General features: G+C 60.6%; 13 protein-coding genes. 8 read left to right on the top strand and 5 right to left on the bottom strand.

Annotated elements, in window-relative coordinates; genetic code table 11:
- The first annotated feature begins 163 nt into the window (after window positions 1–163).
- The 8 genes from PS14A_RS14010 to PS14A_RS13975 all read left to right on the top strand — a co-directional run bounded on the left by PS14A_RS14010 (window position 164) and on the right by PS14A_RS13975 (window position 6,928).
- A complete protein-coding gene (locus PS14A_RS14010; protein ID WP_130911257.1) occupies window positions 164–1,486 on the top strand; it encodes an MFS transporter in 1,323 nt (440 codons plus the stop codon).
- A gap of 145 nt (window positions 1,487–1,631) precedes the next feature.
- Window positions 1,632–2,624: an AraD1 family protein gene (araD1, locus tag PS14A_RS14005; RefSeq protein ID WP_212616519.1), complete on the top strand. Its 993-nt coding sequence runs from the start codon at window positions 1,632–1,634 to the stop codon at window positions 2,622–2,624.
- 9 nt (window positions 2,625–2,633) lie between these two features.
- A complete protein-coding gene (locus tag PS14A_RS14000) occupies window positions 2,634–4,214 on the top strand; it encodes an aldehyde dehydrogenase (NADP(+)) (RefSeq protein ID WP_212616518.1) in 1,581 nt (526 codons plus the stop codon).
- A 180-nt stretch (window positions 4,215–4,394) separates the two neighbouring features.
- On the top strand, window positions 4,395–4,706 hold the full coding sequence (locus PS14A_RS13995) for a DUF5629 family protein (protein ID WP_212616517.1): 312 nt from the start codon (window positions 4,395–4,397) through the stop codon (window positions 4,704–4,706).
- Complete coding sequence (locus tag PS14A_RS13990; protein WP_212616516.1) at window positions 4,693–5,868, top strand: lactonase family protein; 1,176 nt, start codon at window positions 4,693–4,695, stop codon at window positions 5,866–5,868. Before PS14A_RS13995 ends, PS14A_RS13990 begins: the two co-directional genes overlap by 14 nt.
- A gap of 156 nt (window positions 5,869–6,024) precedes the next feature.
- A complete protein-coding gene (locus PS14A_RS13985) occupies window positions 6,025–6,204 on the top strand; it encodes a hypothetical protein (RefSeq protein ID WP_016775003.1) in 180 nt (59 codons plus the stop codon).
- A gap of 257 nt (window positions 6,205–6,461) precedes the next feature.
- Window positions 6,462–6,674 carry a hypothetical protein gene (locus tag PS14A_RS13980; protein ID WP_039763920.1) on the top strand — a complete coding sequence of 71 codons (213 nt, stop codon included), beginning with the start codon at window positions 6,462–6,464 and terminating at the stop codon, window positions 6,672–6,674.
- A complete protein-coding gene (locus PS14A_RS13975) occupies window positions 6,671–6,928 on the top strand; it encodes a hypothetical protein (protein WP_039763921.1) in 258 nt (85 codons plus the stop codon). The genes PS14A_RS13980 and PS14A_RS13975 overlap by 4 nt, the downstream gene beginning before the upstream one ends.
- A 124-nt stretch (window positions 6,929–7,052) precedes the next feature.
- Here the strand turns inward: PS14A_RS13975 and PS14A_RS13970 are convergent, their stop codons facing one another.
- The 5 genes from PS14A_RS13970 to PS14A_RS13950 form a co-directional block, all read right to left on the bottom strand.
- Window positions 7,053–7,649, bottom strand: coding sequence for a glutathione S-transferase (locus tag PS14A_RS13970; RefSeq protein ID WP_212616515.1), 597 nt, complete (start codon window positions 7,647–7,649; stop codon window positions 7,053–7,055).
- On the bottom strand, window positions 7,646–11,287 hold the full coding sequence (locus tag PS14A_RS13965; RefSeq protein WP_212616514.1) for an AAA family ATPase: 3,642 nt from the start codon (window positions 11,285–11,287) through the stop codon (window positions 7,646–7,648). The genes PS14A_RS13970 and PS14A_RS13965 overlap by 4 nt, the downstream gene beginning before the upstream one ends.
- A complete protein-coding gene (locus tag PS14A_RS13960; protein WP_212616513.1) occupies window positions 11,284–12,528 on the bottom strand; it encodes an exonuclease SbcCD subunit D C-terminal domain-containing protein in 1,245 nt (414 codons plus the stop codon). Before PS14A_RS13960 ends, PS14A_RS13965 begins: the two co-directional genes overlap by 4 nt.
- A gap of 77 nt (window positions 12,529–12,605) precedes the next feature.
- Window positions 12,606–13,721 (bottom strand): hypothetical protein, encoded by a 1,116-nt coding sequence (locus PS14A_RS13955; protein WP_212616512.1) that lies wholly within the window; start codon window positions 13,719–13,721, stop codon window positions 12,606–12,608.
- A complete protein-coding gene (locus PS14A_RS13950; protein WP_212616511.1) occupies window positions 13,711–17,295 on the bottom strand; it encodes a toxin VasX in 3,585 nt (1,194 codons plus the stop codon). Before PS14A_RS13950 ends, PS14A_RS13955 begins: the two co-directional genes overlap by 11 nt.
- Between the last annotated feature and the right edge of the window lie 79 nt (window positions 17,296–17,374).

Genomic DNA, 17,374 nt, shown 5'->3' with positions numbered 1-17,374 from the left:
TTGCGAGCTGACGCTTAATCTAAGCTCAAAATCCGCGCTTTGGAAGTGTTGTTGGGTAATTAGTATTACTATATAGTCGTTTTCGACGGAGGGATGGCCCTGGCTGTTTTGGCGAGAGGCGTCCCCCGAGGTTCTATAAAAACAACAATCGGAGACCGATCTCATGAGCCAGGAATTGCGGCTTGTCCGGCGCATCACACTGAAACTGATTCCCTTCCTGATCCTGCTGTACCTGATCGCCTATGTGGATCGCTCCGCCGTCGGCTTCGCCAAGCTGCACATGGGCGCCGACATCGGTATTGGCGATGCCGCCTACGGCCTCGGTGCCGGGCTGTTTTTCATTGGCTACTTTCTTCTGGAAATTCCCAGCAACCTGATGCTCGAACGCTTCGGCGCACGGCGCTGGTTCGCACGAATCATGATCACCTGGGGCGCGATCACCATCGGCATGGCCTTCGTGCAAGGGCCGCACAGCTTCTATGTGATGCGCTTTCTGCTCGGCGCGGCCGAGGCGGGCTTCTTCCCTGGCGTGCTGTACTACATCACCCAATGGTTCCCGGTGCGCCATCGCGGCAAGATCCTCGGCCTGTTCATCCTTTCGCAACCGATTGCAATGATGATCACTGGTCCCGTGTCCGGTGGCTTGCTGGGCATGGACGGCATCCTTGGTCTGCACGGCTGGCAGTGGCTGTTCATCGTCATCGGCACCCCGGCAATCCTGCTGACCTGGCCGGTGCTGCGCTGGCTGCCGGACGGCCCGCAGCAAGTGAAGTGGATGGATCAGGCGGAAAAAGACTGGCTGACCGGCGAACTGAAAAAGGACTTGCAGGAGTACGGCCAGACCCGTCACGGCAATCCGCTGCATGCGCTGAAAGACAAGCGCGTGTTGCTGCTGGCGCTGTTCTATCTGCCGGTGACCCTGAGCATTTATGGTCTGGGCCTGTGGCTGCCGACCTTGATCAAACAGTTCGGCGGCAGCGATCTGGTCACCGGGTTCGTCTCTTCGGTGCCATACATTTTCGGGATCATCGGCCTGCTGATCATTCCGCGCAGCTCCGACCGTTTGAATGATCGCTACGGCCACTTGGCGGTGCTTTATGTGCTCGGTGCGCTGGGCCTGTTCCTCAGTGCCTGGCTGTCGCTGCCGGCGGCGCAACTGGCGGCACTGTGTCTGGTGGCGTTCGCGTTGTTCTCGTGCACCGCGGTGTTCTGGACCTTGCCGGGGCGCTTCTTTGCTGGCGCGAGTGCCGCGGCGGGGATTGCCTTGATCAATTCGGTCGGCAACCTCGGCGGTTATATCGGGCCGTTCGTGATTGGCGCGTTGAAGGAATACACCGGCAATCTGGCTTCAGGGTTGTACTTTCTCTCGGGCGTGATGGTGTTCGGGCTGATTCTGACCGGCATCGTCTACCGCGTTCTGGAACGCAAGCATGTGCTGCCCGTCGACCAGTTCGCCGCCAGCGCCCGTGGCGCGACCCGAACCTGACTGACCAACACTGGCCCCTGTGGGAGCGAGCCTGCTCGCGAAGAGGCCATCACATTCAACACTGCTGGTGACTGGTACACCGCTTTCGCGAGCAGGCTCGCTCCCACAGGGGATGGCGGCGTTTTTGATGGAACAGGAGAAAATCATGCATCTGGTTCAATTCGAATTACCCAACGGCGAGCGCCGTGTCGGCGTGGTCGACAACGGTCAGGTCCGCGAAGTCGAGGACGCCCGCAGTGTCCGTGATCTGGCCCTGGCCGCAATCGAGGCCGGCAGCTCCCTTGAGCAGCAAGTGCAAAGCCTCGGCCTCGGTGCCAGCCACGACTACGCGCAGTTGCTCAAAGACCTGCGCATCCTGCCGCCACTGGATCACCCGGACCCGGCACACATGCTGGTCAGCGGTACTGGTCTGACGCACCTGGGCAGCGCTTCGGCCCGCGACAAGATGCACCAGCAGGCCGGCGATGAAGCGGCGATGACCGACACCATGCGCATTTTCAAATGGGGCGTGGAGGGCGGTAAACCAGCGGCGGGGCAGGCCGGCGTGCAACCAGAGTGGTTCTACAAGGGCGACGGCAGCATTGTCGTGCGTCCGGGGCAGCCGTTCCCGCTGCCGCCGTTCGCCGAAGACGCCGGCGAAGAGCCGGAGATGGCCGGCCTGTATGTCATCGGCAACGATGGCAAGCCGTATCGCCTCGGTTTCGCCGTCGGTAACGAGTTCTCCGACCACGTCATGGAACGCAAGAATTACCTGTACCTCGCACACTCGAAATTGCGCAGTTGCAGTTATGGCCCGGAACTTCGTACCGGTGAATTGCCTCAACACCTTGCCGGCACCAGCCGAATCCTGCGTGACGGCGAAGTGCTCTGGCAGAACGAGTTCCTCAGCGGCGAGGCCAACATGTGCCACAGCCTGGCGAACCTCGAATACCACCACTTCAAGTACAGTCAGTTCCTGCGTCCGGGCGACGTGCACATTCACTTTTTCGGCACTGCGACCCTGTCGTTTGCCGACGGCATCCGCACCCAGCCGGGCGACACGTTCGAGATCAGCCAGGGCGACTTCGGCGCTCCGCTGGTCAACGGCATCGCACCGGTCGAAGCGGCTTTTGAACCGGACAGCATCGGCACCCTTTAAGGAGATCCCATGACTCAGATTCTCGGTCACAACTACATCGGCGGTCAGCGCAGCGCCGCCGGCAGCGTCAAACTGCACTCGGTCGACGCCAGCACTGGCGAAGCCCTGCCGCACGATTTCATTCAGGCCACGGCCGAAGAAGTCGACGCCGCCGCGAAGGCCGCCGCTGCGGCTTACCCGACCTATCGCAGCCTCAGCGCCGAACGTCGCGCGCAGTTCCTCGACGCAGTCGCGGATGAGCTGGATGCGCTTGGCGACGATTTCGTCGCCGTGGTCTGCCGCGAAACCGCGCTGCCGGCTGGTCGCATTCAGGGCGAGCGTGGTCGCACCAGCGGGCAGATGCGTCTGTTCGCCAAAGTCCTGCGTCGCGGTGATTTCTACGGCGCACGGATCGATCTGGCACTGCCGGATCGCCAGCCGCTGCCACGTCCGGACCTGCGTCAGTACCGCATCGGCCTCGGCCCGGTCGCGGTGTTCGGCGCGAGCAACTTCCCGCTGGCGTTCTCCACCGCTGGTGGCGACACCGCAGCAGCACTGGCCGCCGGTTGCCCGGTGGTATTCAAGGCCCACAGCGGCCACATGGCCACCGCTGAACTGGTCGCCGACGCGATCATTCGTGCCGCAGAAAAAACCGGTATGCCCGCTGGCGTGTTCAACATGATCTACGGTGGCGGCGTCGGTGAATGGCTGGTCAAGCATCCGGCAATTCAGGCCGTTGGTTTCACCGGTTCGCTGAAGGGCGGTCGCGCCTTGTGCGACATGGCTGCCGCACGTCCGCAACCGATCCCGGTGTTCGCCGAGATGTCGAGCATCAACCCGGTCATCGTGCTGCCGGAGGCACTGGCCACGCGCTCGGAAACCGTCGCCCGCGATCTGACCGCTTCGGTGGTTCAGGGTTGCGGTCAGTTCTGCACCAACCCGGGTCTGGTCATCGGTATTCGCTCGCCGCAGTTCAGCGCGTTTGTCCAACAAGTCGCCGCTGCAATCGGTGATCAACCGGCGCAAACCATGCTCAACGCCGGCACCCTCGGCAGCTATGGCAAAGGCCTGGAAAAACTCCTCGCGCACAGCGGCATCGAGCATCTGGCCGGTAATCCGCAGCAGGGCAATCAGGCGCAGCCGCAGTTGTTCAAGGCTGATGTCAGCCTGTTGATCAACGGCGATGAAGTGCTGCAGGAAGAAGTGTTCGGTCCGACCACAGTGATCGTCGAAGTGGCCGATCAGGCACAACTGAGCGCAGCGCTGCACGGCCTGCACGGTCAATTGACCGCGACGATCATCGGTGAGCCGTCTGACTTCGAGCAATTCGCCGAACTGACGTCGCTGCTGGAACAGAAGGTCGGGCGCATCCTGCTCAACGGTTATCCGACCGGTGTCGAAGTGTGCGATTCGATGGTGCACGGCGGGCCGTACCCGGCGACGTCCGATGCGCGCGGCACGTCAGTGGGCACGCTGGCGATCGACCGCTTCCTGCGCCCGGTGTGCTTCCAGAACTACCCGGACAGCTTGCTGCCCGAACCACTGAAAAACGCCAACCCGCTGCGGATTCAGCGTCTGGTGGATGGCAAGCCATCGCGTGAGGCGATCTAAAGCCAAGCCGATGTCCCCTGTGGGAGCGAGCCTGCTCGCGAACGCGGAATATCAGCCAGTTATTTGTTAGCTGGCACACCGTCTTCGCGAGCAGGCTCGCTCCCACAGAGGTTCCAGCAGGGGCCTCTGGATCACATTGGGCTATCATTGGCCCTTTCCCCCCTAGAAAGACTGTTTGCCATGACTGCCCAAACCCTTCTCAACGCCCTCGAACACTGCGGTATGGTCGAAATCGACGGCCTGCACGCCTTCGAATTCGCCCTCGACGAGGTCGATAACCTGCACATCGAATGCATCGATGGCCGTGAAGCCAAGCACTGGGAATTCACCCCGGCGCAGGTTGCGGCGGCGACGTTCGATGAGACGCTGCAGAGCTGGCTGATCGTCGGTTACGCCAGCGACACCAAGACCACGGGCGAGCATCGTCTGGTGTGCCTCGGCGACGTAGTCAGCAGCAGCGACGATGAGGATGACAATAATGAAAATGCGTAACTTCTGGCCTTTGCTGATGGCCGGCAGCGTCGGCGCGATGGGGCTTTCCAGTGCCTCTGCCGACACCTTGCAGTTGCTGGTCGGTTCCTACACTGCCGGTTCCAGCCAGGGCATCTACCGCATGCAGTTCGACAGCGCCACCGGCCAGATCGACGCCAAGCCGCTGCAAGTGGTCAAGACCGAAAACCCTTCGTGGCTGACCCTCTCGAAAGACCAGAAGCGTTTGTTCGTGGTCAACGAAAACGGCCCGGGCCAGACTGACCCGGTCGGCCGCGTCAGCAGCTTCGTCATCGACCCGAAAACCCGTGCGCTGAGCCTGATCAATCAAGTGCAGAGCCTGGGCAACGAGCCGACCCATTCCAGCCTCAGCGCTGATGCCAAACACCTGTTCGTCAGCAACTACTCGGTGATGGAAGATCCGGGCGGCACCCTGGCGGTATTGCCGGTCGATGCCGACGGCCAGCTGAAACCGGTGGTGCAGATGAGCGGCCACCCGGCCAGTCGGGTCAACCCTGAGCGCCAGGCTTCCAACCACGTGCATTCGACTGTGTCCTCACCGGACGGTCGCTACGTGTTCTCCAATGATTTGGGCGCGGACAAGGTTTTCATCTATCAGTACGACCCGAAGGCCAACCCGCACTTGCCGCTGACCCCGGCGAAAACCGCCTCGGTAGCGCTGCCGGCCGGCAGTGGCCCGCGTCATCTGCTGTTCAGCGCCGACGGCAAACACGCCTGGCTGACCATGGAGATGAGCGCGCAGGTTGCGGTGTTCGACTACAAGGACGGCGTGCTGACCCAGACGCAACTGGTCGATCTGGCAGCGGGCCAGCCAACCTCGGACAAGGCCGGCGCGGCGCTGCATGCCTCGGCTGATGGCAAGTTTCTCTACGTGAGCAATCGCGGCACGGCCAATCAGCTCGTAGTGTTCGGCATTGATCCGGCGACCGGTCAGCTCAAAGAGCTGCAAAAGCGCTCGGTCGAAGGTGATCACCCGCGCGAGTTTGCCCTCGATCCGAGCGGTAAATTCGTCTTGATTGCCAACCAGAAGAGCAACCAGATTGTCGTCGTCGAGCGCGATGCCAAGACCGGTCTGCTGGGCAAAACCGTGCAAAAACTGCTGATCGACGCGCCAAGCGATCTGAAATTCCTGGTGCGACAATAAGCCACAGGCCCCGGTCTGCGGGGCCTGCATCGTTGTATTAATTGCACTGATAACGGCTAATGCTACAAAAGATTTCAAGCGAGCAACCCTCGAGCGTTACGTTTGTTTCACAGCCCGACCGGGCAAACCAAGCAAACGAACACGAGGGTTACCGCCATGAACTTCAATCTCTTCTCCGTCATCGCCGCTTCCGCCATTTCTGCCACCGTGGTATTGCCAGCCGGTGCCAACGTCGAAATCGCCAGCAAAAAATCCCACACCCAGAGCTACACCCAGAAATACCTGCAACAAAGCGCCAACTTCTACGCTGCGCTGGATCACAAAACCCAAGCCTGAGCGCACCGTTCTCCTGTAGGAGCTGCCGAAGGCTGCGATCTTTTGATCTTGTTTTTCATAAGCAAAATCAAAAGATCGCAGCCTTCGGCAGCTCCTACACGTATGCGTGGCATTTGGTCATAGGTTTCTTCAAGCGAGGGAATAGAGCAGGTAAATAATCAACGAAGCTGATATTCATCATTGCAAACCCTGAGTGGTTGCTCCGGCTTTTTTGATTGATTCTGTGGCCATCGAAACCTTTGCCCACGGAGAACACCATGGCCAGCGCAATCCTCACTTCCGCCAAACGCGGCGCCTACCTGGCCATCGGTCTGTACCTGGCCGTGGTGCTGTTCGTCAGCATCGGCGCGCAAATGGAACACAGCTTCGACGCCCCAATCGACGTCGCCCATCCTGGCATCCAGTTCGAATTGCGCTCGCAAAGCGCGATGGTCGACAGGGCCGAACTCGCAGGAGTCGGTGGCGCATGAAAGGCTACAGACTCTGGGTCATCGCCAGCCTCGCGCTGATGACCAACGGCGCCTCACTGTTGGGGTTTGGCCAGGGCTCGGTGGGCGGTTTGGCCCGGGCCATAGAGGCCAACCACAACATCGCGCACAACATTGAACGCGCCAACACGCTGGGGCTGATGGCCGGCAATCCACCGGTCAAGGTCGCGGTGGATTTTCTCGGGCCGTTTGAAGTGGATTGCATGGCGCTGGGCATGTGTAACGCCCTGGCCTGACGAAGATCGTTCCCACGCTCTGCGTGGGAATGCCTCAAGGGACGCTCCGCGTTCCAATGGGACGCAGAGCGTCCCCGGCTGCATTCCCACGCGGAGCGTGGGAACGATCAAGAGGGAGAGAGGGTTATTTTTTCATGATCGAGGTGAACAGCTCGGATTCGAGCAAGCGCTGCAACCAGGCTTGTAAGCGCACATAAGGGGTCTGCGCAAACCACTCGCGATCAACATGAACGAACTGTCGGACGAAGGGCAGCAGGGCGATGTCGGCGAGGCTTGGGTGATCGGCGAGCAAATAATCGCGGCCTTCAAGTAGCTCATCCAGCCTGTGCAGAAACAACGCACCTTCAGCTCGATAAGCTTCCATCGGCTGCTCGGGGTAGCGCTCGGCGTACTTGTAGCGATTCAATGCCGATTTGAAAATCTGATCATTACCCTCAATAAGTTTTTCCATCCACAGCGCTGCGAACGAGTCGCCGGCCAGCAACCAATCATCCGGATCATTCTGCGCCAATGCCCAGCGCATGATCTGCAGACTTTCATCAATCACCACGCCATCGGCATTCAGCACCGGCACGGTGCCCTTGGGCGAGAGCGCGAGCATCTGCGCCGGTTTGTTCTTGAGGCTGACCTCAACGATCTCCACCGGCACGCCCGCATAACGCAGGGCCATTCGCGCACGCATCGCGTAGGGGCAGCGGCGGAACGAATACAGTGTGTTCATTTCACCTCCAGCGTACTCAGACCATTGCCCTGACGCCGCACCTGAATCTGCACCGGAATCCGCTCATGCATCTCCTGCACGTGGGAAATCACCGCCACCTTGCGTCCCTGCGCCTGCAAGCCATCGAGGGCGTCCATCGCCAGTTGCAAGGATTCCGGATCGAGGCTGCCGAAGCCTTCATCGATAAACAGCGATTCGATTTTCAGCGTGCTCGACGCCATCGAGGCCAGACCCAGCGCAAGGGCGAGCGATACGAGGAACGTCTCGCCGCCCGACAACGAATGCACCGAGCGCAGTTCGTCGCCCATTTCCGTGTCCATCACCAGCAGACCGAGCATGCTGCCGCCGCGTTTGAGGCGATAGCGTTTGACCAGTTGGCGCAGCTGCGCGTTGGCGTGATGCACCAGCAGGTCGAGGTTGTAGGCCTGGGCGATCTTGCGGAAGGTGTCGCCGGTGGCCGAGCCGATCAAGGCACTGAGCCGCGCCCAGCGCTGGTACTCGGCATAGGCGTCGGCGATCTGCTGGGCCAGCGCCTGATTGGCGTTCTGCCGGCGCTGGTCTTCAACCTGTTCGGCGCGCAGTTCGGCGCACTGCTGCTCGCTGACGGCGAACTGCTTTTGCAGCTCGGCGAGGGCGCTGTCCAGCTGTTCGGCGTCAAGATTGCCGTCCTGCCGGGTCTGGTGATCGAGCAGACGCTGATCGCGCTCCTGCAACAGGACCTGGGCCTGTTCGATGGCTTTTTCGTTGTGCTGAAGGGTCTGGCGCAGCGTGGCGACTTGCGCGTCGTCGAAGCGCAGCAAGTCTTCGAGGCCGCCGTCATCCAGTTCCGGATGGCTGGCGCGCCAATCGGCGATCTTGCCGGCGAGTGCCTGGTCTTCAGCTTGCAGTGCTTGCAGGCGTTCCTGTTGGGCCTTGAGCTCAGCGGCGATCTGCACCAGTTGCGTGCGCACGCTTTGCAGCTCTTCAGCCGTACTGGTTTCGGCGGTGCGCGCCTGTTCCACCGAGTGTTCCAGCTGTTGCTGCCAGTGTTCGGCGCTGCTGTGTTCGCCGATCAGTTGCGCCAGTTTTTCCTGACAGCTTTGCTGCTGCTCGGTCAACGCCGCGAATTGCTGCTCGGCACTGTGCAGCTGCTGAGTGCGCAGCTGCTGGCGATCCTGTTCTTTCTCCAAAGTTTGCTGGCGTTGCTGCTGTTCGCCCAGTTCTTCCTTTTGCTGTTCAAGCTGAGCCAGACGCTCGGCGATCTGCCGGTCCAGCTGCATGAACGTTGCCGCCGGCTCCAGGCGCAAGGCTTCAAGCGTGTCAGCGGGCAGCAGCGGGCCGAACGCGGCAAGTTCTTCTTCCAGGCGCTGACGATCGCTGTTGAGTTCATGCTGCTGATGGCTCAGCTGTTGCGCCGCTTGCTGATGCGCCGCTTCAGCCTGACGCAATTGCTGCGACAAGCGCGCCGCGTCCTGTTGCAAGGTGAGCAGGGCGCTCTGGCGTTGTTCGTCCTGAGTGATGCTCTGGTTCAATTGCTCGGTCTGGCGGCTGAGCCAGGCGTCGCGTTTGTCAGCGTCCTGGTTGAACAGCTGCGCGGCCAGCGGATGCGCGTCAAGACTTGGCGCGAGGGCTTGTTGCTGGGCGGCGAGTTGTTCCTGTTGTTGCAGCAGCTCTTTCTGTTGCGCGATCACGCCACCGACTTCGCCGCGCAGCTCGATCAGTTTTTCCTTGAGCTGATCGACCACTTGCTGGGCGTTGGCCTGTTCGCTTTCATCGTGACGGCCAAGGCTTTGCAACAGTGCTTCGGGCTGGTGATAGGGATGCTCGTTGCTGCCGCAGACCGGGCAGGGCTGATCGTCCTGCAACTGCGCGCGCAACTCTTCGACACTGGCACTGCGCGCCAGCCGCTGCCGCTCGAGCAGTTCGCGAGTGACGCTGAGGGTCTGCTCGGCGACGGTCAGTTCGGCCTTGGTTTTCACCCCGTCTTGGGTCAGGCGTTCGCGTTGCTGCTGCGCGTCGAGCTGACGTTGTTGCAACTCGGCGCTGCGCTTGTCGAGATCCTGCTGAGACGCCCACAAGCGCGCCAGGTCTTCGACTGCGCGCAGCTGTTTGCGGTTGTCCTGCAGCAAGGTGCCGAGCAGGCCGATCTGTTCGGCGACTGCGTCCGGCTCTGCGCCAGCCTCTTTGAACAGCACTTCCAGTTGCTGTTTGTGCGAGGCCAGTTGCTCAGCACTGCGCGCGGCGTTCTGTTCGAGGGACGCCAGTTCGCTCTGGCCCTTGTTCAAGCGGTTGCCGATCAGCATCAGCTGTTGCAGACGATCGCGATAGGCGCTCCAGGCATCGCTCAACGGCGCCAGATGGGCACTCTGCTCAAGCTCGGTGGCGATGCGTTGCAAACGCTCGGCGACCTCAGCCTGTTTTTCCTGCAAAGCCTGAATCGTGCTCTGGCCATCCTTGAACGCTTGCTCGGCCGCTTGCCGGGCTTCGGCGCTGCTGGCGGTGTCCTTGATCAGGCGGGCGAGGGTGCTTTGCTCTTCAAACGCCTGGCGCAGCAACGGCGCGTTTTCGCTCTGGCGTTGTTGCGCTTCGCTCAGGGCGACTTTCGCTGCGTCGAGGTTTTGCGCAAGTTGCGTCTGGCGTTCGCCCAGCGTCGCGTGTTGTTGGGTGTGCGCGGCAATCTGCGTCGCCAGTGGCGTCAGCAGCGCATCGAGCTCAGCCTTGCGCGCGAACTGATGACGTTGCGGGCCAAGCTGTTCCAGACGCGCCAGTTTCACCCGCTCGCCGGCCAGTGCCTGCCACTGCTTTTGCGCGGTTTGCAGTTGTTCGCTGGCGGCTTTTTGCGCGTCCTGCAACTGACGCAAATCCTTCAGCCAACTGTGTTGTTGCTCAAGTTGTTTGAGCTGCGCCTGTTGCGCCTTCATCTGTTGCTGCGCGGTGTTGAAACGCTCGTCGAGTTCGGCGCGGGCTTCCGGTGCCAGCGGCGTCACACCGGTGGCCTGATCCTGCAACAGCTTGTGTGCTTCGCGGGCTTCTTTGGTCTTGTCGAAGGCGCGACGGCCTAGGCGGGTGTAGAGCGCGGTGTCGGTGAGTTTTTCCAGCAGTTCACTGCGGTCGTTGTCGTCAGCCTTGAGGAACGCACTGAACTCACTCTGCGCCAGCAGCACAGCGCGAGTGAACTGTTCATAGTTCAGGCCCAGCGCGGCTTCCAGCTGGGTTTTGTATTCGCCTTTCTGGCTGGCGAGCAGTTGATCCTGATCGATGTCGCGCAGGCTCTGCCGACTGGCCTGGAGCTTGCCGCCAGCCTTCTCGCGAGCACGATTGGCTTCCCAGCGCGCGCGATAGCGGCGGCCATCGACGCCGACAAAATCCACTTCGGCATAGCCTTCACCGGTGCCGCGTCGCAGCAAGGTGCGCGGGTCGCCAGTGGCGATTTCACCGTCAGCATCCGGGACTTTGGCATCGCGGCCGGTGTTGTTCAGGCGCGGTACAGCGCCAAACAGCGCCAGGCACAATGCATCGAGCAACGTGCTTTTGCCAGCGCCGGTCGGGCCGGTGATTGCGAACAGGCCGGCGCTGGCCAGCGGTTCAGCGGTGAAATCGATCTCGAACGGCCCGGCCAGCGAGGCGAGGTTCTTCAAACGAATGGCGAGAATTTTCATGGCTGCTCGCCCTCCAGTTGCACGTCCTGCAGCAGTTCGGCGAAGTCCTTGAGCGTCTGCTCGTCGACCTCGTTGCCGTAATTGTCGAGCCAGGCGCGGCTGAACAGTTCCTGCGGGGTGAGCTGGTCGAGTTCGATCAGCGTGTTGCTTTCATCGCTGCCATCGGCGCCGCGATTGCCGGCGTATTCAGCGGCGATGCGCACCAGACGCACGGCTTTGCCTTGCAGTGCGGTTTCCACTTGATGGCGCAGATCCGGTTGCGGCTCATCCAGGCGCACGCGCACTTCGAGCCAGGGCTGGCGCTGGGTTTCGGCGAGCAGATCGATGTTCGGCAGGTCGGCCAGTTGCAGCAGAATCTCGGCCAGCGGCGCCGGGCCGATGCGCTGCAGATTGACCGAGCGCGGGATCAGTTTCGGCTCGACGCTGACCAGAGTTTCACCGTCTAGGACCACATCGAGAATCTGATGCTGATAACCGATTTCGGAGAACGACAGCGGAATCGGCGAACCGCTGTAGCGGATGCGCTCCTCACCGTTGACCTTCTGCGGCTTGTGCAAATGGCCGAGGGCGACATAGCTGATGCTTTCGCCGAACAGGCTGGCGGGCAGGGCTTCGGCATTGCCGATGATCAGGCTGCGCTCGGAATCCTCCGACACCGAACCCCCGGCCATGTGCGCGTGGCTGATAGCGATCAATGCCTGACCGGGCTGGCGCTTGGCATCCGCCGCCGCGATCAGCCATTCATGCACCTGACCGATGCCGCGCAGATAGTTGTCGCCCAAATGCGCGCCAGTGACTTCCGCCGGGCGCAAGAACGGCAGCGCCAGACACCACGCGGCGATTTCTCCCTGCGCATTCGGCAGCGGCAGCAACAAACGTTCGGCGTCGAGCTGCCCGTCATCCAGCCACAGCACCCGACCCAACGCGTGAGTACGCAAACGCCGCATCAACGGCGCCGGCAGCTCGATCCGCGAGCCGGAATCATGGTTGCCGGCGATCATCACGATGGTCAGCAGCGGCTGCTGTTCGTGTGCGCTGACGATGAAATCGTAGAGGCGTTCCTGAGCTTTGACCGGCGGATTGACCGTATCGAAGATATCGCCGGCGATCAGCAGCACATCCGGCTGCGCCAAGTGCAACTGGCGCAGCAGCCATTCGAGAAAACACGCGTGCTCGAAATCGCGCTCCTGGCCGTGCAGGTTTTGCCCAAGGTGCCAGTCGGAGGTGTGGAACAGACGCAAGGTGGACTCCGCATTTTGATCAAGAGGGTGGCCGCGAGGAACAAAGGGCGGCGAGAGGAGGGGAGTTTACTGGCAAATCACGCCCCTTGCCTTGTCGTGTGTCTGCTTGCACCGACAGCGGCGAATATTTCGGTAATCTGCCGATGCGGCTGGCGCTTGTGCATCTGCCGCACTTGTTCGCTCAGTCGCAACAGCTCTTCGCTGGGCTTGGCCCATTGCTCTTTCGGCAATGGCTCGGACCATTCGCGCATGATTTCCGGCAGCGCCTGTTTGCCGATTCTTTCCAGCCGACGAATTTCCCATTCGAGCAGACGGTTTGGAATCGTCCATAAAGTCATGACGTGATACAGGTACCAGAAGAACCCCGACAACCGCGAGCGGCGGCCTTCACGGATCTGCTGATGCATCCGCGCGCGGGCATTGCGGAAAGTATGCAGGCCTTCGTGGGGCGGGTCGTCCAGGCCTTGAAGGTCTTGCAGGTCCTGGATCGATTTGAGGTCGTTGACTTCGTACTCCATGTAACCGCGAATCGCTTCCCAGTGACTGATCGCAAGCTCCAGGCCGGCGCATTGGAATTCGAGGCTGGTGAGGGTTTCGCCGTGATCAAAACCGATGCCCATGCCGTATTGGCGATGGACGCCGAACTGGCTGGCACCTTTGGCTTCGATGATCCAGGCGGACAGCGATTCCCATGGAACGAAGACTGGTTCGGTGGCGCCTTCGGGCATGAAGCAGACTTCGCGGCGTTGACGGTTGAAGCGGGTTGGGATGAGGGAGAGGCGTTTTTTGTGGACGTGGTGCCAGACGCCCAGGTTAATACACAAACAACAAAAAATGGTCAAAGAGCCCGTACCAATCAAAGCATCGAAAACTCCTTCGATGGCGCCGCATATGTCATTCCACCCCGAACCTGCCAGAAAAAACATAAAACCAGCAATTGCGGGAAAAAGGCACGTGATCATGAAGGTTGCACTAAAGGGCAACCCTACTGTTACCTGCCACATGAACACTTGCGGCGGTCCTATCCCGAATTCCATGAAGACGTGATTCAGTTCACCGATTTGCGGTCCAAAGGGTTGCTGTACGGTAGGCAATGGCAACGGTGCCAGATAAATAATTTTTCCGCTTGGAAACGGTTCGATATCTCCCGCCTGCCTGGCCTGGTTGCTTGCGTTGTCTTGGTCATTCGGCATGGTCGGCTGGGTCCAGAAACTGTGTTTCGATGAACAGTACAGGTGGTTTGTCTTTTACAAGCTCAGGTGAAACCACCGGAAAATGACCTTTCCCGCGAGGCTCAACATGTATCACCCGAGTTCGTGATACCCATTGACCATTCTCATCCAGAGCCTGAATGCGGATGGCCAGCTCGAGTGTTTCTTTTGCTGGGGTAAATTCCGAGTCGGGCGCTACCGGGTACTGAAGACAGAGCACCAGTCCCTCCGGCATGGACTTGACGATGCGCAGACTCTTTACGATTTCGTCGCTGATGACGTCCCGCTGTTCTCGTGGCGTTCCTCGGCTGTGTAATGGAACTGAAATGCGGTGCGCGCCGATACCTAAGTGATGCGTCGGCTTCCCACCCAAGGGAGGTGTCAGATCCTTCAAGGTCAATCGAGGCAGGACCAGATGGATATCGCTGGGCTTGGCTTTCAGCAGCAAGCTTTTAAGTCGAGAGTCATGCGCTTGCACGCCGAGTTGCACATAGGGCGCGTGAATCAAAAAAGCCAGATAATTTTGATAATCCTTGAGCGAATGATCACCACGCATATCCGGATCCCGGCTCCATGGCGTTATTTTCAGCCATTTATCATGCGCGCTGATGTTGTAACGGCTGAACAGCCAGACCCCCGATAGTTCAAGCACAGTGAATAACGCACCGCCCAGGTTAAAACGAAAGAAAACAGTAGACAGGCGTGTGCCAGCAGCGGCCCAGGCTGCGGCTCTTGCCGCTGCGTTTTCGGCGATCAAAACTCTGTGCCCGGCGTGAATGGTATGGCTCAAGGCATACCCGTTATTGGCAGTTGAACCCAACGCGCCAATCGCGGCCAACGCAGTGCTTTTCTCGGCGTGAAAGCTTCCGCCGCGAACGGCCTGTTGCCAGTTTGCATAATGGCTTTTCACGCTTTGCAGCGAAGACAGGAAACCCAAGGCATAGGTGAAACTGCCCAGACCAATATGCAGTTTCCCCAACTGCACATGCACGTTTTTCAGCGCCGCCTGCTGAAGATTCGTCGCCAGAAATGAACTGCGGTTTTTCAAGGCTGTATCCCCAAGACTTTGCGCGGCAGTAAATCCTGCAGCCCCAGTAGCGACAATCGCATTGGCGAATGGCTGCCAAACTCGTTTATTCGCTGTTTGCCTACGCAGTTCCCGCAAAGCCCCCACCAAATTCACCACCTGCACCAACACCACCAACAATCCCATCCCCTCCGTCCGCACCAGACTCGCCTTCGAAACCCCCGCCACCCCCGCGCGAATATTCTCCAGCAACCCGCGCAATTCCCCTTGCTGCGCCGGCGGAAACACCACCGTCAATCCCGCTTTCGCCGGGGTGGCGCCATACAGTCGGGCCGAGCGATCTGGCAGTTCGTCAATCGGGCTTAACGCTGCCGCAAGGCGGCCTTCGAACAGCGCCAATTGCGTGCGCACGCGGACGATTTCCTGCTGCAATTCCACCGCCCGGGCGGTTTTGTGGCCCTGGCGGTTTTTGTTGTGGGTGAGTTGGTTGCGTTCGCGGTTGAGGGTTTTCAGGTAGTCGCGCTCGCGCAGCACTTCCTTGATCGTGGCTTGCAGCGCCGCTTGTTCCGCCGGAGTGGACACAGTGAAGGTCACGCCGCTGGTTCGCGCGGCGTCGAAGACGCGCAGGCGCAGGGCTTTGGGCAGGCGCTGGAACAGTTCGTCGAGGTCGGGGATTTTCTCGCCGGCAAGATCAAAACCTTCCAGCGCCCGGCTCAGGCCGAGGTTCAGCGCCGGGCTGTAGGTGTCCTGCACGGCATCGGCGAGCACGCGGCTGTGTGCCGGCAGATCGTCTAGGGCCGGCAGCTGCGGCTGCTCGATGCTCTTCAATTTGGCCAGCCAGTCCGGCAGGTTGTTGAACATCGCCATGCCGGCGTTGAACAGCGTTGAATATTGCCCGGCCTGTTCGGTCTGCAAGCGCAGCGGCAAGGTGTAGAACAGCGGGCGGGTCAGTTGCGGGTGTTGTTCGAGGTAGCCGAGCATTTGCTCATTGGCCGCGTCGCTGCGACCGATGTCCTTGAGGCAGGCGTATTCGCTGGCGAGCGCCTGATCGATCTGCACTTGGCCGTCGAAATACCACGCCGAGCGATGGAAACGCCCGGCGCACAGCAGTTGCGCGCGGTCGGCGGTGATGCGTTCGAGCAGGCGATTCCAGCGTCCGAGGTTGTCGCGATGACTGTTCAGCACCTCGTCCATGGCCGGACGGTCGATCAGGTCGTTGATGCCGCGTTTGCCGCTGAGCAGCGGGCCGTCGAGCACGTCTTTCATGCGCCTGTTCTGATCCTTGCCGAGCTCGACCAGTGTGCTCAGATGACGCTCGACGAAGTCGGCCGGGGCGACTTCAGCAAAATATTCGCGGGTGTAAAAGCGTCGGTCCGCCTCGGCGGTGACGCGAGCGTGCGCGGTGAAATCCGGGGCGACGCCGTCGAAACGGTTCAGCGCCAATGACTCGTCCAAAGCCTTTTCGCGCTGTTGCTGCAGTTCAGGTCGAGCCTGAGTATCGGTCGGGACAACCTCACCACCTTTGTTCAAATACTCAAGCAGCGCCTGCCGGGTATTTTCCCGATCCGGCTCGGGCAATTGCTCCAGTTCAGCAAACAATGCCTGGGCGCGCGGATCGTCGCTGGCCTTGGCCAAGGAGTCGAAATCCTGAGCCCCCAACTGGCTCAGCGACTCGATGTAACTGGCCAACAGATAGTCGCGCTCGTTGTTGTCGGTGTTGCTCCACTGCTCGACCCAGCCGACCACCAGGTCCTGATAATCAGCCAGATCACGCATCACGCCGAGGTCGTCGTTGACCAGCAGAAACAGCGTGTCGTCCTGATAAGGCCCGCGCACCCGACCAAGAAATTCGCCGATATGCGCCTCGCGAAAACGCCGTGGGTTTTCCCACAGATAGGGTTCGCGTTCGTGCTCCGGCGCATCGCTGACCTGCACCGTCGGCATCCGCGTGGCGTCGGCCTCGGCCAGCGGTTTCGCTGTGCAGGCCACTTCCGCCAGCCACTGTTTCGCCTGGGCCACGGTGAGCAAATGCTCGCCGCCGATCAGACAATGCACCGGGCCAAGATCGACCGCCTGCATGAAGTGCTCGCGTTCCTCCGCGCTGTCCAGCACCTGTTGGCACTTCGCCGCGCTCAACTGCACGTCGGCAAAGGTCACGTAAAGGGTGCTCTTGCGCGAAAAGATCAACGCCGGACGTTCTTCGATGGCGCTGCGCTGCTCCTCGCTGACGCTTTTGCCGCGATGCAGCATTGCGCTGATGACGCCTTCAAGCACGCGGTATTCATAGAGCTCACCGCTGAGGCTGTCGACGATGTACAGCCAACCATCGCGCAGGCGGCGGATGCCCATGGGGCGCGTGGTCAGGGTGTACGGCAGCGTGAGTTCGCTGCTGGGGTCGAAGGGTTTTTCGACAAGGCCGTACGCGAGGGGTAGCAGTTGCACGTGGGTGTTGCGCAAGGGGCAGGCGGCGGGGCCGATGATCGGGGCTTTGGACGCGGCGGCTGCCGCGAGGTTGGCGGGGTGCATCATTGAGCACATTTCCCTGTGTCTGTTTGTGACAGAGAAATGTGCGTGTATCTGAAAAACGACAGCAGTCAGATCGTTCTGT

Origin of the sequence: Pseudomonas sp. 14A (assembly GCF_018132745.1) — a bacterium.
In the GTDB taxonomy this organism is placed as follows: domain Bacteria; phylum Pseudomonadota; class Gammaproteobacteria; order Pseudomonadales; family Pseudomonadaceae; genus Aquipseudomonas; species Aquipseudomonas mercuritolerans.
The sequence above is the reverse complement of the archived record's forward strand: the minus strand, read 5'-3'. Positions and strand labels throughout refer to the sequence as shown.